This is a genomic window from Cedecea davisae (assembly GCF_044095835.1).
GTDB lineage: Bacteria > Pseudomonadota > Gammaproteobacteria > Enterobacterales > Enterobacteriaceae > Cedecea > Cedecea davisae.
This window is the reverse complement of sequence record NZ_CP172054.1, coordinates 3,708,486-3,720,892: the sequence shown is the minus strand read 5'-3', so window position 1 is coordinate 3,720,892 and position 12,407 is coordinate 3,708,486. Positions and strand designations below refer to the sequence as shown.

The window sequence follows — 12,407 nt, the reverse complement described above, 5'->3', positions numbered from 1 at the left end:
CAAGTCATACTACAGCGGAGTGTTGTTACACCATGATGGACAATTTACGAGCGGCGGCTAACCACGTCGTGCTCAAGATCATTCTGGGTTTGATTATCTTGTCATTCGTTCTGACTGGCGTGGGTAGCTACCTGACTGGCGGTAACAATAATTATGCCGCAAAAGTAAATGGCCAGGAGATCGGTCGCGGCCAGTTCGAGAACGCCGTTGCTAACGAGCGTAACCGCCAGCAGCAGCAGCTGGGCGATCAGTTCTCTGAGCTTGCGGCCAACGAAGGCTACATGAAGCAGATGCGCCAGCAGGTGCTTAACCAACTGATTGACGAATCTCTGCTTGACCAGTACGCCAAACATCTCGGCCTCGCTATCAGCGACGAACAGGTCAAAATGGCTATCTTCAGCCAGCCTGCCTTCCAGAATAACGGTAAATTCGATAACGCCCGCTATAACGCGATAATCGGCAATATGGGGATGACGGCTGACCAGTACGCTCAGGCGCTGCGCAACCAGCTCACCACCGACCAGCTGATCAAAGCCGTAGTTGGAACCGACTTTATGCTCACCGGCGAAACCGACGAGCTGGCGGCGCTGGTTTCCCAGCAGCGCGTGGTTCGTCAGGCAACGATTAACGTTCAGGCCCTGGCTGCGAAGCAGGAAGCCTCCGAGCAGGAAATCAACGCTAACTACGAGCAGAATAAAAACCGCTACATCACGCCTGAGCAGTTTAAGGTCAGCTACATCAAGCTGGACGCTGCCTCTATGCAGGAAGATGCCAGCGATGCGGATATTCAGTCTTACTATGACCAGCATAAAGACGAATTCACCCAGCCGCAGCGTAACCGCTACAGCGTTATCCAGACCAAAACCGAAGATGAAGCCAAAGCGATTCTCGACGAGCTGAGCAAAGGCGGTGACTTTGCCGCACTGGCTAAAGCGAAGTCTGCCGACATTATCTCCGCGCGTAACGGCGGCGACATGGGCTGGCTGGAAGCTTCCACCACTCCGGACGAACTGAAAAACGCCGGGCTGAAGGACAAAGGCCAGCTTTCCGGCGTGGTTAAATCTTCCGTTGGCTTCCTGATTGTGCGCCTGGACGACATTCAGCCGGCGGTTGAAAAACCACTGGCAGAAGTGCGCGCCAGCATCGTTGATAAAGTGAAGCAGGAAAAAGCGGTTGATGCTTATTACGCGCTACAGCAGAAGGTAAGCGATGCGGCAAGCAACGAAAACGAATCTCTGGCAGGTGCAGAGAAAGTTGCGGGCGTGAAGGCGGTTGAAACCGGCTGGTTTGGTCACGATAACCTGCCTGCCGAGCTGAACTTCAAGCCGGTTGCCGATGCTATCTTTAGCGGCGGTCTGGTAGGCGAAAACGGCACGCCAGGCAGCAACTCTGACATCATCACCGTGGACGGCGACCGCGCCTTCGTGTTGCGCGTGACCGAACATAAAGCCGAGGCGGTTAAACCGCTGGCTGAAGTTCGTGACCAGGTTATCGCTGCGGTTAAGCAGCAGAAAGCCGAGCAGCAGGCTAAGCTGGATGCCGACAAACTGCTCACCGCTCTGAAACAGGGTAAAGGCGCTGACGAAATGAAGGCCGCTGGCCTGAGCTTCGGCGACGCTAAAACCCTGAGCCGCACCGGTCAGGATCCTGTCAGCCAGGCTGCGTTTGCGCTGCCTCTGCCGGCTAAAGACAAGCCGAGCTATGGCGTAGCCAACGATATGCAGGGCAACGTGGTGCTGCTGTCTCTGGACGAAGTGAAAGCGGGCTCAATGCCGGAAGAGCAGAAGAAAGCGATGGTTCAGGGCATCACCCAGAACAACGCACAAATTGCCTTCGAAGCTTTGATGTCCAACCTGCGTAAAGAAGCGAAGATCAAACTGGGCGATATCATCGACCAACAGCAGTAATGCTCGCAAATTTTTGCAACGCAGTGTAATTCCCAAAGGCCGCTTTCGCGGCCTTTTCCATTTTTGAATATTGACGTTTGTTGCTGTTTCTTCGCTCTTGTAGGGTGGCCTCGCTGTCAACATACATGGAGGACACAGCATGACATCAGGAATCAAAGCGCTCTATTTTTCTCTCGCTCTCGCGGGACTGGCGGGTTTTACTTCCGTACAGGCCGCGCCGGAAAAAGCGGACTCACCTCAGGCTTCATCTACTCAATCATCCACTAAAACGGCTCCGGCGGCTAAACCGGGCGCGCAGGCGGAGACGCTGGTCAGCATCAACCGTGCCTCGGCGGAGGAGCTTGCCAGCAGCATGAATGGGGTCGGCCTTAAGAAGGCGCAGGCCATCGTCAGTTATCGCACCGAGTTCGGGCCTTTTAAAACGCTGGATCAGCTTCAGGAAGTGCCTGGAATTGGCGCTTCGCTGGTAGAGCGTAATCTGGGTCGCATAAAACTTTGAGTTTACGTGCTCACGCTTCCACCTGAAGGGAAAAGTTTGCTACGCTGAGTTAGAGGTCATACCAGTTGTTTCGGGTATGGCCTCGTTTACCTCACCTTATTACAACAAAGAAAGTACAAGGGTTTCGCGCTATGCAAACACATATCAAAGTTCGTGGATATCATATGGATGTCTACCAACACGTTAACAACGCCCGCTATCTTGAGTTCCTGGAAGAGGCCCGCTGGGAGTGGCTGGAAAAGACCACCGGCTTTCAGTGGATGACGGCGCGCAACATCGCTTTTATCGTGGTGAATATCAATATCAGCTACCGCCGCCCGGCGGTGTTGGGCGACCTGCTGCGCATTGACAGCAAGCTGCAACAGTTGAACGGGAAAAGCGGCGTGCTCAGCCAGGTCGTGACGCTGGAGCCGGAAGGTGAAGCCGTTGCCGACGCGCTGCTGACTTTCGTCTGCATCGACTTAAAAACGCAGAAGGCGCTACCGCTTGAAGGGGAACTACGCGAGCAGCTTGAGCAGATAATGGGCTAGGCATGCAGGGCGTGGCATTAACCACGCCCGTTACGCTTATTTCAGGCCGGTTTTTTGCTTCATTGCCGCCATCACCGCAGGCTTGTTGGCCTGGTAGTGGTTAAGGCCATTGGCGCGCAGGTTACAGGCCGCACATTCGCCGCAGCCGTCGCCCTGAATGCCGTTGTAGCAGGTCAACGTTTCGTGGCGAATGGTTTCCAGGTGCTGCCAGTAGTCCGCCAGCGCCCAGGTTTCTGCTTTATCCAGCCACATCAGCGGCGTTTCAAAGCGAATGTCCCGCGCCATGCCGAGGCTTACCGCATGGTTTAGCGCCTTAACAAATTCGTCTCGGCAGTCCGGGTAGCCGGAAAAATCGGTTTCACATACGCCGGTTATTACGGACTCGGCTTCAACCTGATACGCGTAAATAGCCGCCAGCGTCAGGAACAGGATATTACGCCCCGGCACGAAGGTGCTTGGAATACCGTCATCATGAGGGTTGTAGCCCGGCACCGGAATGCTGTCCCGGGTCAGGCTGCTAACCGCCAGTTCATTCAGCAAGGTGACATCCAGCACTTTGTGGGCACGGGCGCCCAGCTTTAGCGCCAGTTTTTGGGCAACGTCTATCTCCGCGCGATGGCGCTGGCCATAATCAAACGTTACGCAGTGCACTTCATCATATTGCTGTAATGCCTGAATCAGGCAGGTGGTGGAGTCCTGCCCGCCGCTGAAAACCACGACTGTACGTTTCATTATTTATCCTGTCATTCACAAGAGTTATCCGGAAGGGCGCTATGGTAACGCCCCTGTACGGCGCGAACCAGCTTCTTCATGCCATTCCCGGAGGCGGCAGCCAGGCTTCGCTAAAATCGAACCAGCCCCAGGCGTTTAGCTCAATGCCGTTGACGCCGGGCGGAGCGCTAATCTGGTAGCGGTAATTAAACAGCGGCGTCACGATGGCGTCGCGCATCAGGCCATGAAAGACCTCTTTCAGGCCGTCGTAGCGCTCCGGTTCGCGGATATAAACCTGCACCGCATCCAGCGTCGCCTGGAGGTGAGCGTAGCGGCTGGCGTTAAGCAGGTTAGGCCAAAGTACGTCGCTGCGCAGCCACTGCTCCAGCGTGTACTCCGGCGCTTCGCCAATCAGCCGGTCGCCCATTACCATATCCGCTTCGGCCAGATGCTGGCAGCCAGCCCAGGTTTTTGCATCGTGGAAAATGACGGTAAGTTCGCAGCCGCGCTCCGCAAGGTAGCGCTTAAGCTGCTGTGCCATAGCGTGAAGTTCTACCGGCAAATGGTAAACCAGCGTGAGCTTCTCGGGTAATTTAACCGCCTGATGCTGCTCCCAGTCGGGGATTTGCCAGCCGGGGATCATTTCTGTGTTTGGCGTGATCAGGGCGCTGTTGAGCGGCAGGGTGGCTATCATTTCCGGCTCGCGCACGATTTGCATGATAGTTCTGGCCTGCCCGGCGTTAAGCCGCCCCTCCGGTTTAATCGCCAGATAGCAGAACCCAAGGCTAATACTGCTGCTGACCGGGCGCAGGTTTTCCAGCTCATCCTGCTGGCCAATCGCTATCTGCACCGGGTGAAGGCAGCTGGTGCCGAGAGTGGTTTCAAACAGCTGCGGGGTTATCCAATATTCAATAGCTTTTAGCAACGGGTGGCGCAGGTGGTAGCTTTCAAAGCTTTCAAGCCGCACCAGGCTTTCTTTAAAGCTGGCAATGCGGAACGGTCCGCAGCCAAGCTGCGTATCCTGCGGGTGGGCAAGTCGGCTGCAATAGCTGGCAAGCCGGTGTGCCAGCCAGTAATCCGGGCGGTGAAGAACAAAGCGCAGGCATTGCGCGTGGGGCAATTCAATCCCCTTCACGCTGATAAATAGCCGCCGCAAAGCAGGCTGCTCAAGCAGCATCAGAAGCCGCTGCTGTAGCTGGTAGGTTTCTACCGGCTCGCCGTTATGCCAGTGCAACGTCGAGCGAATAAAAAAGTCCCAGCACAGGCCGTTGCCGGACACCTGCCAGTGGTGAGCGAGGTCGGGCTGAGGCTGTGCGCTTTCCCGGGTAAATCGGGTCAGGCCCGCAAAAACCTGCCCGGCAAGATGCTGTTCCGCGCGGCCCGGCAGGAATCCCGGCTGCACCGGCTCAAGCGGGCGGTAATAGGGGATGCGCAAGGTGGGAACATCGTTTTGCCACTGCCCGCCCAAAAACGGCTGTAGCAGCTGGCGCAGCTGTTCAGGTGCCAGCTGGGCCAGTTCCAGGGCATTCTGATGCTGACCTTTATCCAGCACCTGCTCCATCATGCCGGAGCGGACGCTCTGCGGTGAAACCAGGAAAGTCAGCTCACCGCGCTTGCCGCGCCCGGACTGCGAGTGCCAGCTAAGCCAGCCCGCATCCTGTAGCTGGTTGAGCAACGTGCGCACGTGGCGCTCGCTACAAAAGCAGCGCCCGGCCAGCTCGGCGACCGTCACCTGCTGCGGCTGTCCGCCGGAGGGCTGCCATAAACGCTGAAACTGATTGAGTCGATTCAGAAGTCGCATATAAAACCCGGAACATTTTTCCCCAAGTATTCACTATTAGTTCCGTATATTCCAGGAGATACTTTTTTGGTCCCGCTAAACCTTTGGAGTAACCATGGCTCGTCTGGCTGCATTTGATATGGACGGCACGCTGCTGCTGCCCGACCATCATCTTGGGGAAGCAACCCTTAATACGCTGAAACGCCTGCGCGAAGAGCGTGAGATGACCCTGGCATTTGCGACGGGTCGCCATGTGCTGGAGATGCGCCACATTCTCGGGACATTGGATCTTGATGCCTTCCTGATAACCGGCAACGGCACGCGCATTCATAGCATGGAAGGCGAGCTGATGCACCGTAACGATCTCTCTCCCGAGGCGGCAGAAATCGTGCTACACGGGCACTGGGAAACCGAGGCGAGCATTCACGCTTTTAATGATTCCGGCTGGCTGACCGGGCAGGAAATACCGGAACTGCTGCACGCTCACGTTTACAGCGGCTTCCGGCCACATATCGTTGATCTGCGCACCTTGCCTTCTCACCAGGTGACCAAGATTTGCTTCTGCGGAGACCATGACGATTTGCGCCGTCTGCGTATTCAGCTAAACGAAGCCTTAGGCGACAAGGCATTCCTCTGCTTCTCTGCGGTAGACTGCCTGGAAGTGCTGCCGGTGGGCAGTAATAAAGGCGCGGCGCTCGGCGTTCTGAGCGCGCACTTAGGTCTAACGATGAAAGATTGCATGGCATTTGGCGACGCGATGAACGACCGCGAAATGCTCTCGGCGGTAGGGCACGGCCTGATAATGGGCAATGCCATGGCGCAGCTAAAAGAGGATTTACCTCATCTGCCGGTTATTGGCCATTGCCGTAACCAGGCGGTCTCGCACTATTTGACGCACTGGCTGGACACTCCACATCTCACTTATTCCCCCGAATTCTGAGACATTACGGCACCGGGCATAGTAAGCCCGGTTTTTTTATACCCGTCATACTTCAAGCCGCAGCGGCGTTAGCTGCGCTCCCGCACCCCAGTCACTTACTCAAGTAAGCTCCCGGGGATTTACTCCCTTGCTGCCTGGCTGCAACTCGAATTATTTAGTGTATTCATTTGATGAGCTGGCTAATCTCAGCCGTCCACGGTGTTAAATCCCCGATATTGGCCTTCACCCACTCCGCATTGTAGTAGGACTCAAGATAGCGCTCTCCACTGTCGCAAAGCAGGGTCACAATTGAGCCGCTGCGGCCTTCTTCACGCATTCTTGCCGCCAGCTGAAGTACGCCCCACATATTGGTGCCGGTTGAAGCGCCAACTTTGCGGCCCAGCTGTGACTCCAGCCATTGCATGGTGGCAACGCTTGCGGCATCCGGCACGCGCACCATCTCGTCAATCACATCCGGGATAAACGAAGGCTCGCAGCGCGGGCGGCCAATACCTTCAATTTTGCTGCCCACTTCGCTTTTCAGGCCGCAGTCGCGCTGCTGCCAGTAGTCAAGAAACACCGAATTCTGAGGATCGACTACGACCAGCTTTGTGTCATGACCCTGGAATCGCAGATAGCGCCCAATGGTTGCGGAAGTCCCGCCGGTTCCGGCGCTCATGACAATGTAGTCCGGGACCGGATGCGGCTCGTGGGTCATCTGGCGGAAGATGCTGTCGGCAATATTGTTATTGCCGCGCCAGTCGGTTGCACGCTCGGCGTAGGTGAACTGGTCCATATAGTGGCCGTTCAGTTCGCGGGCAAGCATTTCCGAGGCCGCATAGATTTCACAGGCGCTCTCCACGAAGTGGCAGCGGCCGCCATAAAATTCAATCTGCTCGATTTTGCGTTTTGCCGTGCTCGCGGGCATTACCGCGATAAAAGGCAGACCAATCAGACGAGCAAAGTAGGCTTCAGACACCGCCGTGGAGCCGGAAGAGGCTTCTATAATGGTGGTGCCTTCTTTGATCCAACCGTTACACAGCCCGTACAGAAACAGCGAGCGTGCCAGGCGGTGTTTGAGACTGCCGGTTGGATGGGTGCTTTCGTCTTTCAGGTAGAGCTGAATACCGGGGAACCCCGGCAAAGCCAGGCGAATAAGATGAGTATCCGCAGAGCGTTGATAGTCGGCGTTGATTTCGCTGATAGCGTGGTTAACCCAGGTGTTAGTCATGGCAAATACTCGTTTATCAATTTGTGCTTAGCGTAATGCAAATGGAGGATAAAAAAGTTGCCATTTTGCCTTTTTAACGCTTCCATTAGAGAAAATATTTCTCCCGGATGTTGCTGTGATAGATAAAATTGACCGTATACTGCTCTCCATGCTGCAACAGGACTGCACCCTTTCTTTGCAGGCGCTGGCAGATGCCGTTAATCTGACCACCACGCCGTGCTGGAAGCGACTAAAACGGCTGGAAGATGAAGGCTATATTCGCGGCAAAGTTGCGCTGCTTGACCCGGAAAAACTTGGGCTTGGGCTAACCGCTTTTGTGCTGATTAAAACCCAGCAGCACAGCAGCGACTGGTACTGCAAGTTTGTCTCGGTGGTGGAGGCGATGCCCGAAGTGCTCGGCTTCTGGCGTATGGCAGGCGAATATGACTATTTGATTCGGGTTCAGGTGGCGGATATGAAACGCTATGACGATTTTTATAAGCGCCTGGTCAACGGCATCCCGGGATTAAGCGATGTCACTTCGAGTTTTGCCATGGAACAGATAAAATACACCACGGCTTTACCCATAACTTTATGAGTTCGCCATTAGCGGAACGCTAAAGCTTTTCACTCTTTTACTCTGGGTCGGCAGACTGCATTTCAGGACGTAAACTTCGTGCGATTATTTGCTCAATTAAGCTGGTATTTCACCCGCGAGTGGCGACGCTATCTCGGTGCGGTGGCCTTGCTCATTATTATCGCCATTCTGCAACTTGTGCCGCCAAAACTGGTGGGCGTGATTGTGGATGGCGTGACGCAGCACACCCTCTCTTCTCAGCAGGTACTGATGTGGATAGGCGTAATGCTGGCTATTGCCGTGGTGGTTTATGTCGTGCGCTACGTCTGGCGCGTGCTGCTTTTTGGGGCATCCTACCAGCTGGCCGTTGAGCTGCGGGAAAACTACTACCGTCAGCTTAGCCGCCACCATCCTGAATTTTACCTGCGTCACCGCACCGGCGACCTGATGGCGCGCGCCACCAACGATGTGGATCGCGTAGTGTTTGCCGCCGGGGAAGGGGTGCTGACGCTGGTGGACTCGCTGGTGATGGGGCTGGCGGTACTGATTGTTATGTCGACCCAAATCAGCTGGCAGCTGACCCTGCTGGCGCTGCTGCCGATGCCAATTATGGCGGTGGTGATAAAACGTGACGGCGCGCGCCTGCACGACAGGTTCAAGGTGGCTCAGGCCGCTTTCTCTGCGCTTAACGATCGCACTCAGGAAAGCATGACCAGCATCCGCATGATCAAGGCGTTTGGTCTTGAGGATCGCCAGTCGGCGCTGTTTGCCGCCGAGGCGCAGGATGCAGGGGCGAAAAACATGCGTGTGGCGCGAATTGACGCGCGCTTTGATCCGACGATTTATGTCGCTATCGGCGCAGCCAACCTGCTGGCGATTGGCGGCGGAAGCTGGATGGTTATCGAAGGGAGCCTGACCCTTGGGCAACTCACCAGTTTTGTAATGTATCTCGGCCTGATGATTTGGCCGATGCTGGCTCTGGCATGGATGTTTAACATCGTCGAACGCGGCAGCGCCGCCTATAGCCGCATACGTGCGATGCTGGAAGAAGAGCCGGGCGTGGTGGACGGAGACAAAACGCTGCCTGAAGGGCGTGCCGAGCTGGTGGCGAATATCCGCCAGTTCCATTATCCGCAAACCGCGCAGCCGACGTTGCAGAACGTGAGCTTTACCCTTAAGCCGGGTGAGATGCTTGGCCTGTGCGGGCCTACCGGTTCCGGGAAAAGCACTATTCTGTCGCTGATCCAGCGTCATTTTGACGTTGAGGACGGCGATATTCGCTTCCACGATATGCCGCTGACCGCGCTGAAAATCGACGGCTGGCGCAGCCGCCTGGCTATCGTAAACCAGACGCCGTTCCTGTTCTCCGATACCGTTGCCAGCAACATTGCGCTCGGCAAGCCCGGCGCTACGCAGCAGGAAATTGAGCATGTCGCCCGCCTTGCGAGCGTGCATGAAGATATCCTGCGCCTGCCTCAGGGATACGAAACCGAAGTGGGCGAGCGCGGCGTAATGCTCTCCGGCGGCCAAAAACAGCGTATTTCTATTGCCCGTGCGCTGCTGCTGGATGCGGAAATCCTGATCCTCGACGATGCGCTTTCCGCAGTGGACGGGCGCACCGAGCACCAGATTCTTCACAACCTGCGCCAGTGGGGCGAACATCGCACGGTCATTATCAGCGCGCACCGCCTTTCAGCCCTGACCGAGGCCAGCGAAATTCTGGTGATGCAGCACGGGCATGTCGCCCAGCGCGGCAGCCATGAAAAACTGGCGTCTCAACCCGGCTGGTATCGCGATATGTACCGCTATCAGCAACTGGAGGCCGCGCTGGATGAAGCTCCGGAGCAGGAAACAGCAAAGGAGAGCGTTGATGAAGCGTAAACAGCAGTGGCCTACCATTAAACGCCTGCTGGCTTATGGTTCTCCGTGGCGCAAACCTTTAGCGGGGGCGATGCTGATGCTGTGGGTGGCGGCCGCGGCAGAAGTCTGCGGCCCGGTGCTGGTCAGCTATTTTATTGATAACCTGGTGGCGAAGAAACAGATGCCGCTCGGGCTTGCCGCTGGGCTGGCAACGGCCTATATCCTGCTTTCAATTACGGCAGCCGGGCTGCACTACCTTCAGGCGCTGCTCTTTAACAGGGCGGCGGTGGGCGTGGTGCAGAAACTGCGTACTGACGTGATGGATGCCGCGCTGCGCCAGCCGCTGAGCGCGTTTGACACCCAGCCCGTCGGGCAGCTTATCTCCCGCGTGACCAACGACACCGAAGTCATTCGTGACCTCTACGTGACCGTGGTCGCGACGGTCTTGCGCAGCGCGGCTCTGATTGGCGCAATGCTGGTGGCGATGTTCAGCCTCGACTGGCGTATGGCGCTGGTGGCGATAACTATCTTCCCGGCGGTGATCATCGTGATGTTTATCTACCAGCGTTACAGCACGCCAATTGTGCGTCGCGTGCGCGGCTACCTGGCGGATATCAACGACGGCTTTAACGAAGTGATTAACGGCATGAGCGTTATCCAGCAGTTCCGCCAGCAGGCTCGTTTTGGCGAGCGGATGGGGCAGGCGAGCCGCTCGCATTATCTGGCGCGCATGCAGACGTTAAGGCTGGACGGCTGGCTGTTAAGGCCGCTGCTTAGCCTGTTCTCGGCGGCTATCCTTTGCGGCCTGCTGATGCTGTTTGGTTTTACTTCGGTCGGCACTATCGAAGTCGGCGTGCTGTACGCGTTTATCAACTATCTTGGCCGCCTGAACGAGCCGCTTATCGAGCTCACCACCCAGCAGTCTATTCTGCAGCAGGCGGTAGTGGCCGGCGAGCGGGTGTTCGAGCTGATGGACGGCAAACGTCAGGACTACGGCAACGACAATCGCCCTCTGGCAAGCGGCCATATTGAAGTGGATGATGTCTCGTTTGCCTATCGCGGAGACCGGTTGGTGCTTCAGGATATTAGCCTCGATGTGCCTTCCCGCAGCTTTGTGGCGCTGGTCGGGCATACCGGCAGCGGGAAAAGCACCCTCGCCAACCTGCTTATGGGCTACTACCCGCTGACTAAAGGCGAAATTCGCCTCGACGGGCGGCCGCTCGACTCTTTGAGCCACGAAGCGCTGCGCCGCGGCGTCGCGATGGTGCAGCAGGATCCCGTGGTGATGGCCGATTCGTTCTTCGCCAACGTAACGCTTGGCCGTGACATCAGCGAAGAAGCGGTGTGGCAGGCTCTGGAAACCGTGCAGCTTGCCGAGCTGGCACGGGCGCTGCCGGAAGGTATTCATACCCGTCTGGGCGAGCAGGGCAACAACCTGTCCGTCGGGCAGAAGCAGCTATTAGCGCTGGCCCGCGTGCTGGTGGAAGCGCCGCAGATCCTTATCCTTGACGAAGCGACGGCTAATATCGACTCGGGTACAGAGCAGGCGATTCAGCGAGCGCTGGCTGCGGTTCGCCAGCATACAACGCTTGTCGTTATCGCCCACCGGCTGTCGACTATTACCGACGCTGACACCATTCTGGTGCTGCACCGCGGCCAGGCCGTGGAGCGCGGAACGCACGGTGAACTGCTGGCGCAGCAGGGCCGCTACTGGCAAATGTACCAGTTGCAGCTGGCCGGGGAGGAACTTGCCGCCGCAGCCCAGGAGGAAACGCTGACTGCCTGATGCACCACAATCACGCATTAAGCTCGTTTAAAACCAGCCTCTCACTGGGTTGGTGCAAAAGAAAAACGCATCCTGCACCGCAGTGGTGCGTTTTTTCTTTTTGCGATTCTCTCGTCTCTTTTCCTTCCTGAATCCACCCCCTCTGAATACCGCCAGAAACCTGAAAATTTGCTGAAAAAAGCGCGATTTTTATTCCTGGCATGGGCTTTGCTTTGCTCTTTGTGTGCAGGTAACAACCTAATTCTGAGTGGAGAGAATTTATGAAGCTGGTAACCGTGGTAATCAAACCGTTCAAGCTTGAAGACGTGCGTGAAGCGCTCTCTTCAATCGGCATTCAGGGGCTGACCGTTACCGAGGTTAAAGGCTTCGGTCGCCAGAAAGGTCATGCGGAGCTATACCGCGGCGCCGAGTACAGCGTCAACTTCCTGCCTAAAGTAAAAATTGATGTCGCTATTGCTGACGATCAGCTCGATGAAGTCATCGACGTTATCAGCAAAGCCGCCTACACCGGCAAGATCGGTGATGGCAAAATCTTCGTTGCAGAACTGCAACGCGTTATTCGTATTCGCACCGGCGAAGCCGACGAAGCCGCTCTGTAACTGCTGGCAAGCCTTGATTGGGATGGGAA

At 56.4% G+C, this 12,407-nt stretch carries 11 protein-coding genes; 8 read left to right on the top strand and 3 right to left on the bottom strand.

What is annotated here, in order from left to right:
• Positions 1-32: 32 nt before the first annotated feature.
• The 3 genes from ppiD to ACG1VR_RS17825 all read left to right on the top strand — a co-directional run bounded on the left by ppiD (position 33) and on the right by ACG1VR_RS17825 (position 2,936).
• A complete protein-coding gene (gene ppiD / locus ACG1VR_RS17835) occupies positions 33-1,907 on the top strand; it encodes a peptidylprolyl isomerase (RefSeq protein ID WP_395489453.1) in 1,875 nt (624 codons plus the stop codon).
• Positions 1,908-2,046: 139 nt separating this feature from the next.
• Positions 2,047-2,406, top strand: coding sequence for a ComEA family DNA-binding protein (locus tag ACG1VR_RS17830; protein WP_395489452.1), 360 nt, complete (start codon positions 2,047-2,049; stop codon positions 2,404-2,406).
• A gap of 131 nt (positions 2,407-2,537) precedes the next feature.
• The gene (locus tag ACG1VR_RS17825; RefSeq protein ID WP_039897972.1) at positions 2,538-2,936 is read left to right on the top strand and encodes a YbgC/FadM family acyl-CoA thioesterase; all 399 of its coding nucleotides are present in this window, start codon (positions 2,538-2,540) and stop codon (positions 2,934-2,936) included.
• 36 nt (positions 2,937-2,972) lie between these two features.
• On the opposite strand, the gene queC is transcribed toward ACG1VR_RS17825, so the two are convergent.
• Positions 2,973-3,668, bottom strand: coding sequence for a 7-cyano-7-deazaguanine synthase QueC (gene queC, locus ACG1VR_RS17820; RefSeq protein ID WP_016535199.1), 696 nt, complete (start codon positions 3,666-3,668; stop codon positions 2,973-2,975).
• Positions 3,669-3,744: 76 nt separating this feature from the next.
• Entirely contained in the window at positions 3,745-5,448 is a 1,704-nt protein-coding gene (locus ACG1VR_RS17815; RefSeq protein ID WP_395489451.1) for an SgrR family transcriptional regulator, read from the bottom strand.
• Between the two features lie 94 nt (positions 5,449-5,542).
• Between ACG1VR_RS17815 and cof the strand changes: the two genes are divergently transcribed.
• The gene (cof, locus tag ACG1VR_RS17810) at positions 5,543-6,367 is read left to right on the top strand and encodes an HMP-PP phosphatase (RefSeq protein ID WP_395489450.1); all 825 of its coding nucleotides are present in this window, start codon (positions 5,543-5,545) and stop codon (positions 6,365-6,367) included.
• 163 nt (positions 6,368-6,530) lie between these two features.
• Here the strand turns inward: cof and ACG1VR_RS17805 are convergent, their stop codons facing one another.
• Entirely contained in the window at positions 6,531-7,577 is a 1,047-nt protein-coding gene (locus ACG1VR_RS17805; RefSeq protein ID WP_395489449.1) for a PLP-dependent cysteine synthase family protein, read from the bottom strand.
• 115 nt (positions 7,578-7,692) lie between these two features.
• Between ACG1VR_RS17805 and ACG1VR_RS17800 the strand changes: the two genes are divergently transcribed.
• From ACG1VR_RS17800 to glnK, 4 genes are all read left to right on the top strand, one after another.
• Entirely contained in the window at positions 7,693-8,154 is a 462-nt protein-coding gene (locus ACG1VR_RS17800) for an Lrp/AsnC family transcriptional regulator (protein ID WP_016535203.1), read from the top strand.
• Between the two features lie 78 nt (positions 8,155-8,232).
• The gene (locus ACG1VR_RS17795; protein ID WP_395489448.1) at positions 8,233-10,014 is read left to right on the top strand and encodes a SmdA family multidrug ABC transporter permease/ATP-binding protein; all 1,782 of its coding nucleotides are present in this window, start codon (positions 8,233-8,235) and stop codon (positions 10,012-10,014) included.
• Positions 10,004-11,779 (top strand): SmdB family multidrug efflux ABC transporter permease/ATP-binding protein, encoded by a 1,776-nt coding sequence (locus ACG1VR_RS17790; protein ID WP_016535205.1) that lies wholly within the window; start codon positions 10,004-10,006, stop codon positions 11,777-11,779. Before ACG1VR_RS17795 ends, ACG1VR_RS17790 begins: the two co-directional genes overlap by 11 nt.
• Positions 11,780-12,039: 260 nt before the next feature.
• Positions 12,040-12,378, top strand: coding sequence for a P-II family nitrogen regulator (gene glnK, locus ACG1VR_RS17785; RefSeq protein ID WP_002891893.1), 339 nt, complete (start codon positions 12,040-12,042; stop codon positions 12,376-12,378).
• Positions 12,379-12,407: the final 29 nt, after the last annotated feature.